We start from the raw sequence: 18,014 nt of genomic DNA, 5'->3' as shown, positions 1-18,014 counted from the left end.
AGGCTTCAAGACCCACTGGCCGCAGGGGGGCTGAGGACGATGACGTTAATGAGAGGGGTGACGTTGAATCCCTGTGCAAGCAAATCTTGTTGAATTTGGCGACTCAGCCGTTCGCTTAAGGTCTGATCGCTCAGCGATGTCTGCGCCTGAGGCTGAACATAGATCACCCCTAGCAGCGTGTTTTGTCCTGGAATGCTGGCTCGTGTGAAGCGAACATTTGCTTCAACTAGATAAACCGTATCGTCTTGCTGGAGCGTATTTTGAATAACCTCGACGGCTGATTGCACCCGGCTCGATCGCTGTAGGTTGGGCGGTTGGCTGAATTGCCAGGTCAGCAATCCCGCTAAAATAGTGCCTGTCAAAGCTAGGACGACGGGGAAGACAATGCGATCGCCGCGTTTGTAGCGTGCGCCTTGCGGTGACAGCCCATACAGGCGAAAGACAGCCGCTCCCGCCAGATTAATGCCTGCTAGCTGTAGAATCAGCAAAAAAGCGCCACTTTTAGCCATATCCCACTCGCCCAAAGCTAGCGACATGCCCACTAGCCCCGCTGGCGGAGCCAAAGACGCAGCGACCAGCATACCTACGGCGGCTCCAGAAACCAAACTACTGCGCTCAGACTGCACTAATTGCAGCGCTCCGGCAGCGCCTGCCGTCAGCGGTAGTAAGACGGCTACTACAGATATCTGACTGTTGGCCACCATTGCGTTTGTCGCGTTTTGCTGGTTAAAAACCAGGCTGAGTAAGGCGGCTGTCGCGATGGTGACGGCCAAAGCACAGAAGTAACGCAGCAAGCTCCGGCGCAGCAGGCGGCGATCGCCTCTTGCAGTACCAATAGCCACGTTCATGGCTGGGCCAGCAAAAGGAGCAATCAGCATGGCAGCAACCAGCAAAAAGCTACTGTTGGTAAATAAGCCGATCCAGACAATCACGCCAGCGATCGCGGCAAAGGCTAAAAAGCTAGACCACGACCCAATACTTTGCAACCCTGCCAAAAAAATCTCAATGGGGCTGCGAGCCTGCACATTAGTCACCTGCTGCGGCGCTTCGTCTGCGGGTGGCTGTAGCGGCATCATCCCGCTGGGTACGAGGGTGACTTTAACCGCTGGTAACGCCTCTAAATCATCCAGCAACTTTTCTACCTGGCGATTGGGGAGGTAAGCAATGACCAGATCTATGACTCTGTCGGGTTCTTTAGCCTCTAACTGCGCTAAATTGGCACCCTGGTGCTTTTGAGCAAGCGATAATACCTGCGCTCCTTGCCCACGCGGCACCTGAATTAGCAGTTGACGCATTGCAATCCTCTGGTTAGCGCTTTGGCCTCAGCTTAGGAGAAAGCGGGGTTGAATTGGCCTATCGCAGGAAAGATTCTGTGAAGGCGTTCTTCAGGTCTGCCGTCGTTTAGCTGCTGTTTTGAAAGCCGCGCAGTATTGCTGGTAGCCGCCGGGAAAAACCAAATTCAACTTCAGCGGATCGGTGGTATCGCGCGGATCGCACGGCCCTTGAACAACCTCAGGTTTACCATTGACCGCTGCCACCTGAATGGCCTGACGATTTTTTAGCTCACCGCCGCTGCTGTCAATATAAACAACCAGATTGCCTTTACCAAAATGCAGGTTAATGTCTTGAATCAGCTGCAAAAAGTTGCGATCGCTGCCGCCTCGTTTAGCCTGTAGCTCGCCGTTTTCTTCTACCATCTTGCTGGTGACGGTGTCACCTACCCCTACTATCAGCGGCATGGTAGCCGGGTCAAAGTTTTCTTGCACCCGTTGCAGCAGCATTTGGTGATCGTGAGGAGCTTGCCGAGAGTTAAAGGCCGCCCCCAGGGGATAGGTACCTGTGCGCTGATGATAGTAGCGGTTAAGAATCGCTAACACGCCTGCTTCCTTCACCGCACCCCGTAGCATGAACTGAAAGTCTGTTGTACCTGACTCGTTGCCTTGGCTAAACCAGACAATTTCTGTGCCGCTGGTATCACGCCCTAGATTCGGCGCGTAGTGGACAAAGAAAGAATCGCTCAAGCCTTTTTGAGCAGCCTCTGCCAGCAACTCGCGCATTAGTGCCTGCATTTCGTGCTGCAAAGCGATGTAGATTTCATGGCCGTTGCCCAGAGCCTCATAAAACGTATTGAGGTTGGCCGTTGGCGAGGCTTTGTTATCGAGCGCTGAGGCTTCAATGCAAAATTCGAGCTGTTCTGGCGTCAGGTCGGTGGGGCGATCGCTAAAGAACTGACGTAGACGCTGCTGAATGCGATCGGGAATGGCTGTCAAAAAGCTTAATTCTTCATCGCTAACCCCAGGGTGCAGCACTTCACCGCTGCGATCTTGCCACTGTACGCCGCCTGCCGCTAACCCTGGCAAATAAGAAATAGGATGGTTTGCATAGGCGCGTTCGACAATGCCGTTAACCCCGCGCTGACCAATATGTTCGCCATTGGTTAAAACAAAAAAATGACCGTCAAAGGCTTGAGTGGCTTCCACATAAGCGGGGTCAATCTGGCGGTGCAGCGGATCTTTAACTAGCCCCATACAGACGCCGTCGAGGTCTTGAATGATTAATAAGTTTTCAGTGGTGGCGAGTAAATCAATCAGAGCTTCGTGCTGCAGCGAGTAGGTTTGCTGATGCAGCGGCAAGCCAGTAAAGGAAGTCATGGGTTTAATTGAGTGCAGCCAAAGTTAGAATCACCTCTTCTAACCTATCAGCCATCTGTAAAAAGGCCGAATTACAAGCGGCGATCGCATCAGCGCATATCGTAGAGCAAGCCGATTGATTCTGGAGCGCTGACAATGTCTAAACGCTGGCCGAGATGGTGATCTAAGTCGGTGATTAAAGCGCCTGCGGTGCCTAAGCGATCGCGGGCGAGCAATAGCCAAACTCGCGGTTGCCCTCGCAACGGTTCGAGTTCTAGCAGCAAGCGATCCATTGCCACTCGATAAGCCGCTAAAGATTCAGTATTGAATTCATCAAGCTGGGGTAGACGGGCTTCAAAGCTGGCAACTTCGTAATCTGCAGCCGCAAACCCATAGCGTTGGCTGTAGTAAATAAACTGGCTTTTAGCCTTAGAAAAAACAAAAAGGCGATCGCTCGGTTGCCAGTTCGCTCGAATATGCTCAATGACCGGACGCACATGCTGAAACAAAAACTGTTCCGGATGGAGTAGCTTTTGGGTCGCAGCACTGACTGGGGTAAACACCAGCAAAATCAGCATCAATAAGCCCACCCAGCCAACCCCATAGCGCCGCCGCTGTAGCTGAGCAGTTAACCCCACTATCCCCACCGCAATCAGCACCAGCGGAAAAGGAACCAAAAACACAACTAGCCGCTCCCAAAAGGGATACTGGTGCAGATAGCCTGCCAGCAGCGTCACCAGCAGCGGTGCAATTAAATAGGCAAGCAGGCGATGACTGCGGCGATAGAGCCAAACGCCCCCTAGCCCAAAGGCGATCAAAGCGGCTCCATCGCCATAGCTTGCAAAGCCCAATGGTTCATGAAAAAAGCGGCCTAATGAGTCAAAGATCCAGCCGATGTCCAGCCAAGAATTGGGAAAGCGACTGTCCCAGTTATCGACCAAATCCGTTTTGGTGCGCTCGATAATTAAAACGTAAAACGCCCCAAAGCTGCTCAGCCATAGGCCATACATAACAGCGCGATCGCGCAAAACGGTTTTTAGCTGTTTAGGCGGCACCTGTAGCAGCGTGACGCTCTCCATCGCTGCCAGCATAAAAACGCTGGGATACGACAACCAGATACAAACTGCGCCCAAACTTCCTAGCTGCAAGCTTTTCTGACGGCTGAGCGGACTCTGAGCAGCCCAAAGCGCCAAAAACAACACCAGCGCGATCGCAATATCCACCCCATAGGATTTGACCTCAGCCGCAAAATAAATGACATGAGGTGAGGCAGCAAATAGGGCGATCGCAACTGGCGTTACCCAGCCCTGGCTGACCCGATCAGCCAGACGATAAAACAACCCCATAGCTACCAAGCTGGCAACCAAGGGCAGCAAGCGCAGGCTATATTCTGAATTGCCCAAAAGCTGCACACATAGTTTTTCTAGCCATAGAAAAAGCGGCGGGGAAACCTGCTCATAATCCAGCCTAGAAAGCAGCTCCCCGTAAGAGCGATTGAGAATATTGGCAGCTAGAAATGACTCGTCAATCCATAGCGAACGATTGCTGCCGTAGTGCGCCAGCCGTACCGCCATGCCAAACAGTACAAACACCAGCGAAAGCCGCCGCTGCAACTTGCCAGCGTTCCCCTGTTCCGCTAGCGGCAAAGCCTCACTCTCAGTCACGACCATCTTGTTCCCCCCGACCCTGCCAGCCATACGCTAAAGTTAGCCGAGCGCGCCAACGGCAAATACCCCCAGACGGGTGTTCAAACCCACGGGTATGGTTCTCTGGCTGCGGCGATCGCTTGCGGCTACTCACCCGCCTGCGCCTGCTGCCGAATCAAGCGCTGCACGCTGAGTAAAGCGCGGTTGAGTTCTGGCCCCCGCCGCTGCGGGTTTTGCAAGTAAGACTGTTGCTCTTCTTCAATCATCACCACATCTTGTTCAACCAGGCCATCTAGCAATTTTTGGGCTGAGCCAAACAAGCTATCTCGCACCCAGCGCCGGAACCACACAGGCAGCTTGTGAAGGCGGTGAAAGGCATTGAGCGAAGTGAAGTGAATTAAAAAAGCACGGGTGCGGGTTGGCCCTTGGGGGCAAAACAGGCAACAAATGACAAAATCTTGGCCTAAGGTCGATCGCCAGTTGGGGTAAAGATAGCTGACATCTAGTGGCTCAGGATGCAGTCGGCGCAGGGCTGGAAAAAAGAGCTGGGAAACCGACCAAATTTTGTCAATTTTGTAATAGCTTTGGGCGGCGTAGTGGGCATGAACCGCCTCGCTGGTTGCCGCTAAGTCTTGCAAAACCGGATCTGCCCAAGCCTGATAGCTGTCGTGCAGATGCCCGTGGTACATGTCCATCAGGTTTTCGATTAAGAAGGAATAGTGGGCTTCCGCTTCGATAATGGCCACGGTCGCAATGTAGTTGAGGTGATCCCATTCTGGCAGCGGCAGGGGCGCTTTGGCGGTAGCGGCGGTATCGTCACCCGGAAAGACCCAAATAAAGCCGTTTTGCTCTTGCACCGGATAGACCCGAATTTTGCAGGTGGGCAGCTTTTGGTTGTCGGCTAAATAGGGAACGTGGGTACAAGTGCCTGCTTGGCCGAAGCGCCAGCCGTGATAGGCACACTCCATCTCTCCGTTGACGACTTGACCGTGGCTGAGCTTGACCTGGCGATGGGGGCAACGATCTTCGAGCGCTTGTACCTGCCCCTGGCGATCGCGGTACAGCACAATAGCCTGCTGCCAAAGGGTGACGGCTAAAGGAGTATGGGTCAGATCGCGGCTGCGGGCGACCGCATACCAGTGGTTAAAGTTAATGCCAAGTTGACGAAGATCAGCAGCGATCGCGGTTTGAGAAGAGGCTAAGGCTTGGGGGGCTAGTTGCGTCGTGTCCATCTGCTCGCTCTTAGATTTTTAACAGACCTTCTGGATTGACCGACATAAGCGGTCGTCGTTGAACCCCTTCTTGCTGGCAAATGGCGTTGGCTGCAAGTAAGCCGCTGCTGACCGCCCGCTCCATTAGCCCACAGGGGAAGGGCATTTTTACCCAGTCGCCTGCAAATAGAAGGTTTGGGGTTGCTGTGACGGTTTCAGGGCGATCAGGATAGCTACCGGGCGGAAATCCGGCGAAGTTCTTTTGGTTGACCAGTTGGCGATGCAGCATTTTAGCTTCGCGCAGGGAGGGAACAATTTCAAACAACTCAGCTTGAAAGGTATTGAGTAAGTCTTGCTGGGTGGGAAATTCTTTTTCTTTGTAGCAGTAAGCGTGTAGCTCAACCACGCTGCCGCCAGTTTTGCTAGCCCAGTCAATATAGTCGGTTTGAATGCGGTGATAGAGGGTGATGCTATCGGTAAGGCGATAGCCTGAAAGCGAGGTGAACCAGCTATGCTCCCAGTCAAAGTCGCGATCGAACCAGAAGCGACCTACCGCAAAGGGGTCAGCAACGGCTAGCTTTTCAACCTGGGCGGTTACGGTGGCGTCAGGCGTGCCCTCTGAAAGATTAAAAAGATGTTTTACGCCCGGAATATCGGCTGCCAGAATGTAATAGTCCGCTTCTAGCGCTTCTTCGGTCAGCGGCACCTCGGCGTTGGCGATCGCCACTAGCTGCACCTGATTTTCGCTTCTGTCGATTACCTTAAACTGAGCTAAGTTGCGCTGGGCAGGGCCGCTGAGCACTTCACCGCTGGCACTATAAGCCGCTCCGTGACAGGGGCAATAAAATCCGCTCTCTGCCGCTGCCACCTCTTGATGGACGCTACAGCCTTGGTGTGTGCAGGTGAGCGACAAGGCTCGATCGCTCCCTGGTTGACAGGCAAACAGGCGATCGCCAGCGCCGTAATAGTTCATTGCCTCGCTGCTGAGTAGGGGATTGCGATCGACCCAAAAAGGTACGTTACTGCTATTGCGATCGCCTTGCTGAAAAGTCAGCCCGGTTAGCTGACCGTCTTGCCAGCTCAGCCGACTCACCGTAGCTTCAGTAACAATGCGTCCCCCGTTGGCCTGAATCGCTTCTGCAATCGGCTGTACCAAACTGCGCCCCATATCCTGGCAGGTGCCGTTAAAGGCCAGCCCCTCTGGATTGCCGAAAAAATAAAAGTGGAAGAACTGCATCAGTTCTCCCGCACTCATCACGTCGGGAGCATTCAAACTGGATTTAGCAAAAGGCAAAAAGTACAGGTCATACAACCCCCGGGGAAAATCGTCTTTGACCCACTCCGCCACCGAAATGTTGTCTAAGCGCTCAAAGCTTTGAGGGACGCGAAAGCCTGTAATTTCTCGAAAAACTTCTAAATGCTTGATCTTGGCGAGGTTAATACCCCACTTCAGCCGATTGGGTGAAGAAACGGCCAAATCGACAATATTCCAGGGAAAAGCCGAGTGGCTAGGTCGAAAAACCTCCGGCTCATAGCGCTCTTTATAAACAACCGAATAAAAGTTTAGAGATTTAAAATTTTGCTGAATGCTAAGTTCATCCACCAAGCCAAATAGATTGTAATACTGGGGGAAAAAGCCGTGAAAGCCATGCTCCATCATCAGCGGCTCTCCGTTGACTTCGATCGCCCAGCTAGCAATTTTGCCACCTAACTGCGGCGATCGCTCTAGCAGCGTTACCTCAACCCCGCGCTGGCTCAGTTCATAGGCAGCGGCTAAACCTGCTAGCCCGCCCCCCACGACGGCTACCTTCACTGGGCGGCTGATCTGACGCGGCAACGAGAGGGCGTCTTGCTGGTGAATCGTGGGTTGGGGTTTGGCTAAGCGACTGTACCCTAACGCGCTTCCCGCAGCGCCCACACCAAAAAGCTTAAGCACAGCCCGCCGAGATAAGGGCTGAAGCAAGAGTGAATCGAACAACCGACCCATATAGAAAAATGCCTATTGTGGACAACGACTAGCTGACAAGCAGTACCTTTGGGCACTGAGTGGCACTAAGCCTAGAGAGAGATTGTCTACACCTGGCAGTTTAGAAGAAAACAGCTACCTGACAGGCGGTTCATCTATGTGAGTCTACATGTTTACAAGCATTACTTAATGCGGCTAATGGCACTCAACGGTATAAGGATTGTTTGTAATATTAGACCAGCTTTACAGTTGCCACAATCACAAGCCCCAGAATTTACCGATACGCGGCGCAAATTCGGGCATTTATGAAAGCTGACGCCTGCAAGAGCCTGCTTGCGCCCAAATGATTCTTGTTTGAGCCAAACAGCCGCTGCCTAGAGACGTTAGCGGGCGGCTAGCGCTCTGGTATCGCTCTATACGATATCAACCCAGCTTTGACGCAGGGCTAGGCTTTGCTGAGGTTGCGCGGCGGTACAGAACGTCCTTCATAAAAGCGCCGCTCTAGCCGACCCAACCCATACCAGCTAGCACCTGCTAGCAGCGCTAAAGTGGTCAGCCCTGTTCCCAGCCCGCTGCCTAAGGCGATCGCCGCTAATGGTGTCAAACTCAAAGATAAAAACGCCACCCCAGCAGCAACTCGACGCCAGCGTTGAATGTTCGCCAGCGCCGGAGCGCAGCTACCGCAGTGCTGGGTATGAGAGTGATAGCGATCGAGCAAGGCAGATCTAGACCATTCAGACGGCAGGCGCTGGCCGACAAACGGATCGGCCTCAAAGTCGCGCACCCATTGCCGAAACGCCAGCACATAGCGATCTGCTTGCGTAGGCAAATAGCAAGCCTGGGCGTAGCGCTTATTGCCTGCTTTTTCTAGCTGCCGTTCTTGCAGATGTAGAAAAATCTGGTCGTCTTCTAAAACGCCGTTATTGCCAATGTGACTGTACCAACGCGGCGTTAGCTGAATGAACCACCCAGGGAGTTTTGCAGAAAACTTAAACGGAAAACGGGCAAACAGCCGACACTCGCCCTTGCGCGTGGGGACAGCATAGACCACCGTGAGGGTACGGCCAAACTGTTGGGAGGTCAAGTCGTGATACATCAGCGCCGGAGCCACAAAGCGCGTATGCTGAGTACCCAATTTGCCTTTGCGGGGGCCTTCTGGCCAGATGCCGCGAAATCCCTGTTTATCAGCCGCCAGTACCTCCATAGCCATAGGCGCTGCGTTTTCTCGTTTGCCTACCGTTTTGTGGTGGGTAAAGGGAATGTGGCTGGCGTCTAAGACGTTTTCCAGCAGGGTGAGGGCATCGTAGGGTAAATCTCGAAAGGTGTTGAGCACGACCCAACCCTCTGGATCGTCTATCAGCGGCTCAATAACTGGCACAGGCACCTGAGCCGCGTGGGCGGCGTTGCCGGGGTAGACAAACAATAGATCTTGGCAAATAGTCGTTGGTAGCGAGGTGGCACACGCCCGCGCCGAAAGGTGAGCTTGAAGCGTCTCTGGCTGTTGGGGAATATGCTCACAAACCCCTTCGCCGGAAAAGGCCCAGCCATGATAGGGGCACTCTAGCTGTCCGGCCTCGTTTACTCGCCCTTCTGAAAGCGGTGCTAGCCGATGTGGACACTTATCGGCAAAGACGCGCCAGGTTTCGGTGGTCGGTTCCCACCAGATCACCAAAGGGTTATCTAGCAGCACAAAGCGAGTGAGCTGATTTTTTTTGAGGTCACTGATGTAAGCGATCGGATACCAGGCTTCCTGCCAATCAAAGCGATTGGGGTCAGACCCGCCAGCAGGTAGAGGGCTACCCTGGAGAGAGGAGGCCGATAAAGCAGAATCAAGGGTTGCAGGGGAGGTTTGAACCATTGCCAGTTAGGGCGATCGCCTGAATTAAAAATAATGTCTCAACACCGTCAGCGCACAGCCAACTTCACTACCTGGGCTATCCTGAGCCGAGGTTTCTCTATTGTAAATAAAACTTAACATTCTGGTTCCGGGGAGCGATCGCAAACTGCCTAAGATGTTTTAGACCCGATCGCTACGACTGCCAGTAGCTTACCTGCCAACCTCAACAGACTAGCTATGATGCTTGCAAAAAGCTTCCCCTCAGAACCGGCTTCTCTAGCGCCGACTATGAAAAGTCAAAGAATATTCCCGGCTTAGCTTTCTCTGAGCTGAGCCAATCGATCAAAATTATGCAATAGCTGTAGCATTCCTCACGCCATACGGAGACACTGAGGAAAATAGAGCTTCTAGAGTAGGTAGCTTTGCAGACATGGCAGTAGATTTTAGCGATTTGTCGCAGTACAGTGATGAACCAGCTCATTTGATTGGGCACATCCAGCCCCACGGGGCGCTGCTGGTTTTGCAAGCGCCCAGCTTAGAGATTGTTCAAGTTAGCAGCAATATAGCAACCTATTGTGGGCACTCCCCGCCCGCCTTGCTGCATCAGCCGCTAGAGTCTGTTTTGCAACCAGCCGTGGCTGAGGCCATTCGGCAGATGTTGGCGCAAAATCCGGCTGGGCCATTTCCGCCGTTGCGGGGCACTGTCCCAACGCGACCCGACACCCCCTATCTGCTAACGCTCTATCGTTCAGGCAGCTATGTTGTTTTAGAACTAGAGCCTTTTTCCCAACTGCTGCTAGATTTACGTGACCTGGATTACCCGCTACGGCAAACAATTGTAGAAATTAAGCAAGCCCAGTCTCTGGCAGAGTCTTGCCAAAAAGTGGTGCAAGTGGTGCAGCAACTGACCGATTTTGATCGGGTGATGGTCTATCGCTTTGATTTTGATGACAGTGGCGTGGTAGTGGCTGAAGCCCGTCGAGACGGTTTAGAGCCGTATTTGGGGTTGCGCTATCCGGCTGTTGATATTCCACCAACGGCACGGCGTATTTTTGCGCAAAAATGGCTACGCAGCATTCCTGATTTGGACTATCAGCCCGTCGATTTGCTGGCCGCGACGGTACCTGAGCCTATTAACTTGACCGCGTCAGACTTGCGGGGGGTTTCTTTGTGTCACCGCACCTATTTGCGCAATATGGGCGTCAAAGCCTCGCTGACGATTCCCCTAGTCGATAGGCAAAATTTGTGGGGCTTAATTGCCTGCCATCACCAGGTTCCTAAGGCGATCGCCTACACTACGCGCAAAGTCTGCGAACTGCTGGGTCAACTGATATCAGTAGAGTTGGTTTTACAGCAAGAGCGAGAGTTTAAGCACTATCGCGAACAGATCCAGCAAATTGAGCGGGCTTTTCGGCAGGCGCTTTCACGCCAGCCGAACCAAATTGAAAAAGTGCTCAAAAATAATCAAGCAACGCTGCTTAACCTGGTTCAGGCTAGCGGTATGGCGATCGCTTTAGGTGATCAGGTTTTGCTGGTCGGCCAAACGCCAACCCTGCCCGAAGTGGCCGATCTGCTGCAATGGTTGATGACGCAGGCAGCGCAAGAAAGCTATCACACCGACAACCTCGCCGCTTACTATCGGGCGGCTCAGACCTTTGCTTATCCGGTACGCGGACTGCTGTCTATTTCGGTGCAGGTGAGCCATACCGCTTACCACCTGGTTTGGTTTCGCCCGCAGCAAAGCTACACCATTGAGTGGGGCGGCAATCCTAGCGAGGCGGTTGCCGTTGATGAAGCGGGCAGCGTCCGTTTGCGGCCACGCGGCTCGTTTCAGGTATGGAAAGAGCAAGTGGGCGATCGCTCTTTGCCCTGGCTACCCCTGGAGGTTGAGGCGGCTCAAGAACTGCGGCATAGCCTGCTGGTAGCAGCGCTAGAAAGTTCCCAAACGGCGTTAGAGCGGGTTGTGGCGGAAGCGCTGCAAGCTAATCAGGCCAAAAGTGAATTTTTAGCCAACATGAGCCACGAAATTCGTACGCCGATGAATGCAATTATCGGCTTTGCTCAACTGCTAGAAACGACCCCCCTCGACGAGCAGCAGCGTTCGTATCTCAAGTCCATTACCCACAGTGGCGAAGATCTACTCGCCATTATTAATGACATTCTCGATCTGTCTAAACTAGAAGCTGGTGAGCTAAAGCTCTACTCAACGACCTTTGATCTAGCCAGTACGGTTGAAGAGTTGATCGAACGGTTTCAACCGCAGGCAACTCAAAAAGGGCTACGGCTGCAAGCGGCGATCGCGGCGGAAGTGCCTCAATACTTAGAAGGGCCAGTTAAGCGACTGCGCCAGGTTTTGACTAATTTAATCAACAATGCCATTAAATTTACGGCGAGCGGCGAAATTGAAGTCAGCGTTCAGCGGCTAGCTGAGGTTGAAGCGGCGTCAGCGGTGAAATTGGGCTTCAGCGTTCGCGACACAGGAATCGGGATCGCCCCAGCCGACCAAGCCCGTATTTTTGCACCCTTTACTCAAGTTGAAGCTTCGGCTTCCCGCCAGTATGAGGGCACAGGCTTAGGGTTGGCCATCTGTCGCAAAATCGTTTACTTAATGAACGGCGAAATTGGGGTTAACAGCCATCCAGGCATAGGGTCTACCTTTTGGTTTCAAGTTGCTTTAACACCAGCACCAAAACCGATAGACAGTGATTCAACTCCGCCTTTAAGCCCCACCCGTTCTGCTGCCACAGCCCGAATTTTAGTGGTTGAAGATGTCTTAGTTAACCAAAAGCTGATGCTAAAAGCCTTAGAACGCCTGGGTTATCAGGCAGATGCAGTAGACAACGGCAACGATGCCCTCCAACAGGTGACTGAGCAGACCTACGACCTCATCCTGATGGATTGCCAAATGCCAGAACTCGATGGCTACGAGACAACGCGCCGACTGCGGCAACTAGACGAAGTGGCAAAACCGATGCCCGTTATTGGCGTCACCGCTCATGCAATGGTAGGCGATCGCGAAAAGTGCTTAGAAGCCGGAATGGACGACTACCTTAGCAAACCCGTACGGCTAAACGATTTGAAAGTCATGCTGGAAAAATGGCTGATTACCCCCTCAGCCGATGCTTGAACAAAAGGTCACTAGATTATTGGCTAGCGCTAGCTTCTGGCGTTTTGCCAGCGGGTTGCCCGTTCAAGCTGCGAAAATAACGCCTGCCCACCCCCCCCAAAAAGGCGGCATAGGCAACAAGCTGAACTAGATAAATATGATCTCGGTAGCCCAACAGCGTTTTGAGCAAAATTCCGGGAAACTGCTGGTCGGGTAGAATGCCGCTGGCATCCCAAACTAGCGGCCCCAGCACACAAGACTGGCGCGAAAAACACAGGTCAGAAATGCGTACATCTAGCTGGCTAATGGCGGCAAAAACCGCATCTAAATTTTTACAAGCCGAAACAACCAGCCCCGCGACAATCAGCAGCAACAGCGTTCCCATCACCTGAAAAAATTGCCGTATGTCGATCTGCAAGCCCCAGCGAAATAGGGCCAACCCAACGGCTACGGCGGCTAACAACCCCACACCCGCCCCAACAATCGGCTCGACACCAGGTTGCAGGCTGGTAAACAAAAAGATCACGGTTTCAAAGCCTTCGCGTAGCACAGCCACACACACCAAACTAAAAATACTGACCCCTGCCACCGAAGAACCACTCAAGGCGCTTTGCACATCGTCTTGAATAGCCGTTTTGAGCGATCGCGCCTGCTGCGTCATCCAAACCAGCATCCAGCTCAGCATAATAATTGCGATCGCCCCTAGCAAACTCTTCAGCAGAGGTTCAATCAAATAGTTGAGCGTTGGCAGCAAGCTGCGCATTTGAGCAATCCCCAACCCCAACAACAGGCCAATCAAAAGGCTACCGACCAAACCCGCTGCTACTCCCCCATAGACCCAAACATTGAGCTGAGTTTGTTTAGCCTTGCTGAGGCAAGCCAAAACAATGCCGACCACTAGGGCCGCTTCTACCCCTTCCCGCAGCGTAATGACAAAAGGTGCTAGCGCCGACGTTAATTCCATGAGTTGTTCCGCAATTCCACCCATGATTCAGTGTAGCGATTGGCTGCAAAAGCCGCTTACTAAGCTGCCAAAATGAGCCAAACGCCAGCCATTAACCCAGCTCAATCTAGTCGCTAACTCAAAGACAGTCTTAAGAGAAGCTGCCTGACAGCCAATTCACAGGCAGAATAACCATAGCTCGAACATAGTCATTCAGTAATAATATGCGCCCTATTCGTACCTTTAACGTTACCCCTTCGCTGCCTGCTCGCCTGGAGCCGCTGCGAAAGCTGGCTTATAACTTACAGTGGGACTGGGACTTTGGCACAACCGACTTGTTTCGACGGCTTGATCCAGATCTGTGGGAATCTAGTCGCTACAATCCAGTCATGCTACTGGGCACAATCAATCAAAATCGCCTGCAGGAAGTAGCTGAAGACGAGGGTTTTCTCGCCCAAATGGATCGAGCGGCTCAACGGCTAGAAGACTACTTAAAAGAACGTACCTGGTACAAAAAGCATCGCAAAGAGCCGACACCTGACGAATGCTACGCCTACTTTTCGATGGAGTTTGGTCTGACTTCTTGTATGCCTGTCTACTCCGGCGGCTTAGGAGTTTTAGCAGGCGATCATCTCAAATCAGCTAGCGACCTGGGTTTGCCCTTAGTAGCAGTTGGGCTGCTTTATCAAGAAGGCTACTTTGCTCAATACCTCAATGCCGATGGCTGGCAGCAAGAGCGCTACCCCATCAATGATTTTTACAACATGCCGCTACACCTAGAGCGCAATCCTGATGGTTCGGAACTGCGCATTGGCGTAGACTATCCAGGACGAACCGTATATGCCCGTATCTGGCGAGTGCAGGTGGGCACGGTGCCGCTTTACCTGCTAGATACCAATATTGAACCCAACAATCAGTATGACCAGGATATCTGCGATCGCCTTTATGGCGGTGACATTGATATGCGCATCCATCAAGAGATCATGCTGGGTATTGGCGGGGTGCGAATGCTCAGAGCCTTAGGGCTAGCACCGACGGTCTATCACATGAACGAAGGACACTCGGCGTTTTTAGCGCTAGAGCGCATTCGCATGCTAATGGCTGAAACCAGCCTGACTTTTTCAGAAGCTTTTTACCTGGCTCAATCAGGGCAAATGTTCACCACACATACCCCTGTCCCGGCTGGCATCGATCTGTTTCCCCCGGATAAGGTGCTTTACTACTTGGGTAGCTATGCTGGGCATTTTGGCCTATCCAACGAAGAATTTTTGGCGCTAGGCCGGGAAAATACAGGTGACCTGTCAGCTCCCTTTAGCATGGCCGTCTTAGCCATTAAAACCGCCGCTTTTGTCAACGGGGTAAGTGCTTTGCATGGCGAAGTCTCCCGCCACATGTTTTGCGGTTTGTGGCCGCAACTGCCCATCAGTGAGGTGCCCATTACCTCCATTACCAATGGCGTTCATGCCCGTAGCTGTGTCGCTAAACCTACCCAAGAACTTTACGATCGCTACTTAGGGCCAAGCTGGTCGCAGGCCAGCCCGATTAACCCGCTGTGGAAAAGAGTGGACGCCATTCCTGATGAAGAACTGTGGCGTAACCATGAGCTGTGCCGTTCGCAGATGATTGTGTCTGTGCGCGAACATTTAGAAAAGAGCTTGCTAGATCGCGCGGCCTCGCCACTTGAGCTGGCGAAAGCCAAAGAAGTTCTAGACCCTAAAGTATTGACTATTGGCTTTGCCCGTCGTTTTGCCACCTATAAACGCGCCGCCTTGTTTTTGCGCGATATCGATCGCATTCATGAAATTATTGAAGGCAATGGTACTGGCCGTCGTGTGCAGTTCGTCATTGCGGGTAAAGCCCATCCCAAAGATGCACCCGGTAAAGAATTGATTCGTCAAATCATTCACTTTACCCGCGATGAAGGCTTAGATCGCTCAATTGTCTTTGTCCCCAACTACGACATTCATGTAGCGCGGGTGATGGTTGCTGGCTGTGATGTGTGGCTCAACAATCCCCGGCGACCCCGTGAAGCCTCTGGCACCAGCGGCATGAAAGCCGCTATGAACGGTTTACCTAACCTCAGCGTTTTGGATGGCTGGTGGGACGAGGCCGATTATGTCGCGACTGGGTGGCCCATTGGTTCGGGTGAAGACTACGAAGATCCTGAATATCAGGATGAGGTAGAGGCCAATGCCCTCTATGACCTGCTAGAAAAAGAAGTCGTGCCGCTGTTTTACAACCGCGACCCAGAAGATATTCCAAGAGGCTGGGTGGCCAAAATGAAAGACGCGATTCGCCTCAACACGCCTATGTTTAACACAGCGCGAATGTTAAAAGACTATGCAACTCGCGCCTACTTTACCTGCAGCGATCGCGCCTATCGTCTGATTCAGAGCAATTTTGCCCCCGCTAAGACCCTGGCTCAGTGGGAAAGCCATCTAGCAGAACACTGGTACGAAATGAAAATTGAAGAGGTTCGCATCTCAGAACCCGCTAACTTGCAAGTCAACCAGCAGTTCAAAGTTGAAGCGTTGATCCGACTCGGTGCCTTGCAGCCTCAAGATGTGCAGGTAGAACTCTATCAAGGCAAGGTAGATATTGATGGCGAAATTCATACTGGGGTTCCCAGCGTCATGGTCTGCCAGGGCACAGATGAGCGGGGTCGTAGCTGCTACGCCATTGAAGTCACTTATACAGTCAGTGGTTTACAAGGGTTATCGCTGCGTATTTTGCCAAAGCATGAAAATCTCAGCAGTCCCTATGCGCCAAGGTTGATTCTCTGGGCAGAACCCGAAGATGTGCAAATCAACGTCGGTGCTGAGGTGCTGGAAAAAGCGCCAGTGGCTGAGGCGATCGCCATGACGTCTTAACCCTCGCCAGACGGGTTGGAACGAGTAAGGCTCATAGATAGTCTGTGAGCCTTACTGCAAAGCAGATTGAGCTTTAGCCGCCAGCCGTCAAGCTTGACGAAACCTGGCTCTATGACCCAGCCTTTAGAGCTACAAAAAAATCTAATTAAGGGCGAACGACGGGATTCGAACCCGCGAGTGGTGGAACCACAATCCACTGCCTTAACCCCTTGGCTACGCTCGCCATCGCGCGTTGTTGATTTTAGCATTTAGCTGAGCGAGTTAGCCACTTGTTTGGTTGATTTTTGCGAGGATTTAATTCCGGTTTGAGAAACTCTCGATTACAGTTGAGTTAGTAAGAGCAGCTGCCACAACTGAGTGTCGAACTGTACGAGGGCAAGATCGCTGTGGACTTCTTAAAAACATCCACAATCGTTGGGAGCGTGCTACTGGTCGGTGTGGGAAGTGCCTTGGCGCTGACCAATCCCAACCGAGAAGCCTACGAAGCTTATGCGACTGAAACCCTCACTCAGTATTTGCAAGAAGACATTTGCCCCAAAGCCCCCTCTGTTTTACCAGGGTTGGCCGATGTTTTAGCAGATCAGTGTGCCAACCTGATAGAAAGCAACCAAGTGCCGATCCAGCAGCTTGTAGCTAGCAACACCACCCGAAACAACTACATCTTCTTTAGCACTTACCACACCCAACTAGCGGTGCCCGAAATTACCCAACTGCCTGCTTACGAATTCGAAACCTTGGGAATCCTACAAAAGTTCTACACGTTTCGAGCCGAGCAACGTTAGGCTGCATAAAAGCCCGATCGATCCTGCTAAATGCCACGCTCGATACAGTCTCTTCGGATGAAAATCCGATAAAGTGGGTCAATTGGCTGTTGCTAACAGTCCTGAAATGTGTTTTGTCGTGTTGTGTATCTACCTGTGACTAAAGCCTCTACGCCTAGCTACTTGCTCGTGTCGCACGGCAGCCGAGATCCGCGTTCTCAAGCCATGATGAAGCGACTTGCTCAGTTGGTGCAGCAGCGCTTGAGTTTGTTGGCGATCGCTCAACAAGCTTACGTACCTTCATCGCAGCCTGTATTTGCCGCTCAAGCAGCGACGGCGACTCAGTCTGCTACCCATGCTTGGCAGCCCAGTCCTCGTGCTTACGCAGCGACCCAATCGCGCGGCCTAGCAGCTCAGATAACAGCAGCACCGTTAGTAGAAACTGCCTGTTTAGAATTAGGTTCCACCGCTCTGCACACTCAAATTTGCCAATTTGCTGAGCGCACCCAAGCCGCTGGCAAAGCCGAAATGAGGATTGTGCCGCTGTTTTTGCTAGCAGGCGTACATGTGATGGAAGATGTGCCGACTGAAGTTGAAGCGGCGCGTCAGCAACTGTCCGATACCTGCCAAATTAGCCTGTGTCCCCATTTGGGTAGCCACGCCGGATTGGCTCATCTGATTGCCGAAAAGGCAGGACAAACTGCTACCCAAGCCTCTTTGCTGGTCGCTCATGGCAGTCGTCGCGCTGGCAGCAACAAGCAGGTGGAGGCGATCGCCAAACGACTCAAGGCCGCAGTGGCCTATTGGTCTAACCCGCCTAGCTTAGAAGATCAAGCCATTGACTTGATGCAGCAAGGTTATCAACGTATCGCGATTTTGCCTTATTTCTTGTTTGCAGGTAGCCTGACTGATGCGATTATGCAACGGACTGAGGAGTTAGCAGAGCGATTTCCCAAAACAGCTTTTCGGCTAATGCCCCCCTTAGGGGCAACGCGTGAGTTGGCAGGTTTAGTGGCAGAATTAGGCCAGCAACGCCTTTAATCT

Annotated in this window: 12 protein-coding genes and 1 tRNA gene; 4 read left to right on the top strand and 9 right to left on the bottom strand. The window is 52.5% G+C overall.

Annotation, left to right across the window (positions count from 1 at the left end):
- Positions 1-5: 5 nt before the first annotated feature.
- The 7 genes from ACTS3T_RS10890 to ACTS3T_RS10860 form a co-directional block, all read right to left on the bottom strand.
- Positions 6-1,295, bottom strand: a complete 1,290-nt coding sequence (locus ACTS3T_RS10890; protein WP_377967150.1) for a DUF389 domain-containing protein — start codon at positions 1,293-1,295, stop codon at positions 6-8.
- A gap of 90 nt (positions 1,296-1,385) precedes the next feature.
- A complete protein-coding gene (gene stpA / locus ACTS3T_RS10885; RefSeq protein ID WP_377967148.1) occupies positions 1,386-2,651 on the bottom strand; it encodes a glucosylglycerol 3-phosphatase in 1,266 nt (421 codons plus the stop codon).
- Between the two features lie 89 nt (positions 2,652-2,740).
- On the bottom strand, positions 2,741-4,300 hold the full coding sequence (locus tag ACTS3T_RS10880; RefSeq protein ID WP_462934940.1) for a glycosyltransferase family 39 protein: 1,560 nt from the start codon (positions 4,298-4,300) through the stop codon (positions 2,741-2,743).
- The gene (locus ACTS3T_RS10875; RefSeq protein ID WP_377967144.1) at positions 4,287-4,430 is read right to left on the bottom strand and encodes a hypothetical protein; all 144 of its coding nucleotides are present in this window, start codon (positions 4,428-4,430) and stop codon (positions 4,287-4,289) included. The genes ACTS3T_RS10880 and ACTS3T_RS10875 overlap by 14 nt, the downstream gene beginning before the upstream one ends.
- Positions 4,423-5,508 carry an aromatic ring-hydroxylating dioxygenase subunit alpha gene (locus tag ACTS3T_RS10870; RefSeq protein ID WP_377967142.1) on the bottom strand — a complete coding sequence of 362 codons (1,086 nt, stop codon included), beginning with the start codon at positions 5,506-5,508 and terminating at the stop codon, positions 4,423-4,425. The genes ACTS3T_RS10875 and ACTS3T_RS10870 overlap by 8 nt, the downstream gene beginning before the upstream one ends.
- A gap of 10 nt (positions 5,509-5,518) precedes the next feature.
- Positions 5,519-7,474 carry an FAD-dependent oxidoreductase gene (locus ACTS3T_RS10865; RefSeq protein WP_377967140.1) on the bottom strand — a complete coding sequence of 652 codons (1,956 nt, stop codon included), beginning with the start codon at positions 7,472-7,474 and terminating at the stop codon, positions 5,519-5,521.
- Positions 7,475-7,898: 424 nt separating this feature from the next.
- Positions 7,899-9,311, bottom strand: a complete 1,413-nt coding sequence (locus tag ACTS3T_RS10860) for an aromatic ring-hydroxylating dioxygenase subunit alpha (protein ID WP_377967138.1) — start codon at positions 9,309-9,311, stop codon at positions 7,899-7,901.
- Between the two features lie 409 nt (positions 9,312-9,720).
- Here ACTS3T_RS10860 and ACTS3T_RS10855 point away from each other — a divergent pair, with 409 nt between their 5' ends.
- Positions 9,721-12,417 carry an ATP-binding protein gene (locus tag ACTS3T_RS10855; RefSeq protein WP_377967136.1) on the top strand — a complete coding sequence of 899 codons (2,697 nt, stop codon included), beginning with the start codon at positions 9,721-9,723 and terminating at the stop codon, positions 12,415-12,417.
- A 16-nt stretch (positions 12,418-12,433) separates the two neighbouring features.
- Here the strand turns inward: ACTS3T_RS10855 and ACTS3T_RS10850 are convergent, their stop codons facing one another.
- A complete protein-coding gene (locus tag ACTS3T_RS10850; protein ID WP_462934939.1) occupies positions 12,434-13,360 on the bottom strand; it encodes an FTR1 family iron permease in 927 nt (308 codons plus the stop codon).
- Positions 13,361-13,563: 203 nt separating this feature from the next.
- Here ACTS3T_RS10850 and glgP point away from each other — a divergent pair, with 203 nt between their 5' ends.
- Positions 13,564-16,209, top strand: a complete 2,646-nt coding sequence (gene glgP, locus ACTS3T_RS10845) for an alpha-glucan family phosphorylase (RefSeq protein ID WP_377967132.1) — start codon at positions 13,564-13,566, stop codon at positions 16,207-16,209.
- Positions 16,210-16,359: 150 nt separating this feature from the next.
- Here the strand turns inward: glgP and ACTS3T_RS10840 are convergent.
- A tRNA-His gene (locus ACTS3T_RS10840) sits at positions 16,360-16,432 on the bottom strand.
- Positions 16,433-16,595: 163 nt separating this feature from the next.
- Between ACTS3T_RS10840 and ACTS3T_RS10835 the strand changes: the two genes are divergently transcribed.
- Together ACTS3T_RS10835 and ACTS3T_RS10830 are read left to right on the top strand one after the other, a co-directional pair.
- Entirely contained in the window at positions 16,596-16,991 is a 396-nt protein-coding gene (locus ACTS3T_RS10835; protein ID WP_377967130.1) for a DUF4359 domain-containing protein, read from the top strand.
- A gap of 135 nt (positions 16,992-17,126) precedes the next feature.
- Positions 17,127-18,011: a sirohydrochlorin chelatase gene (locus ACTS3T_RS10830; RefSeq protein ID WP_377967128.1), complete on the top strand. Its 885-nt coding sequence runs from the start codon at positions 17,127-17,129 to the stop codon at positions 18,009-18,011.
- Positions 18,012-18,014 lie beyond the last annotated feature (3 nt).

Source organism: Almyronema sp. (assembly GCF_052168255.1).
Taxonomy (GTDB): Bacteria; Cyanobacteriota; Cyanobacteriia; order Phormidesmidales; family Phormidesmidaceae; genus Sphaerothrix; species Sphaerothrix epifaneia.
Note: the sequence above shows the minus strand (reverse complement) of the source record. Positions and strands in the feature narration are given on the sequence as shown.

Bases quoted from the DNA above. Each gene is read 5' to 3' on its own strand.
- ACTS3T_RS10865 (WP_377967140.1), bottom strand. From the start codon at position 7,474: ATGGGTCGGTTGTTCGATTCACTCTTGCTTCAGCCCTTATCTCGGCGG.
- glgP (WP_377967132.1), top strand. From the start codon at position 13,564: ATGCGCCCTATTCGTACCTTTAACGTTACCCCTTCGCTGCCTGCTCGC.
- ACTS3T_RS10855 (WP_377967136.1), top strand. From the start codon at position 9,721: ATGGCAGTAGATTTTAGCGATTTGTCGCAGTACAGTGATGAACCAGCT.
- stpA (WP_377967148.1), bottom strand. From the start codon at position 2,651: ATGACTTCCTTTACTGGCTTGCCGCTGCATCAGCAAACCTACTCGCTG.
- ACTS3T_RS10880 (WP_462934940.1), bottom strand. From the start codon at position 4,300: ATGGTCGTGACTGAGAGTGAGGCTTTGCCGCTAGCGGAACAGGGGAAC.
- ACTS3T_RS10860 (WP_377967138.1), bottom strand. From the start codon at position 9,311: ATGGTTCAAACCTCCCCTGCAACCCTTGATTCTGCTTTATCGGCCTCC.
- ACTS3T_RS10850 (WP_462934939.1), bottom strand. From the start codon at position 13,360: ATGGAATTAACGTCGGCGCTAGCACCTTTTGTCATTACGCTGCGGGAA.
- ACTS3T_RS10890 (WP_377967150.1), bottom strand. From the start codon at position 1,295: ATGCGTCAACTGCTAATTCAGGTGCCGCGTGGGCAAGGAGCGCAGGTA.
- ACTS3T_RS10870 (WP_377967142.1), bottom strand. From the start codon at position 5,508: ATGGACACGACGCAACTAGCCCCCCAAGCCTTAGCCTCTTCTCAAACC.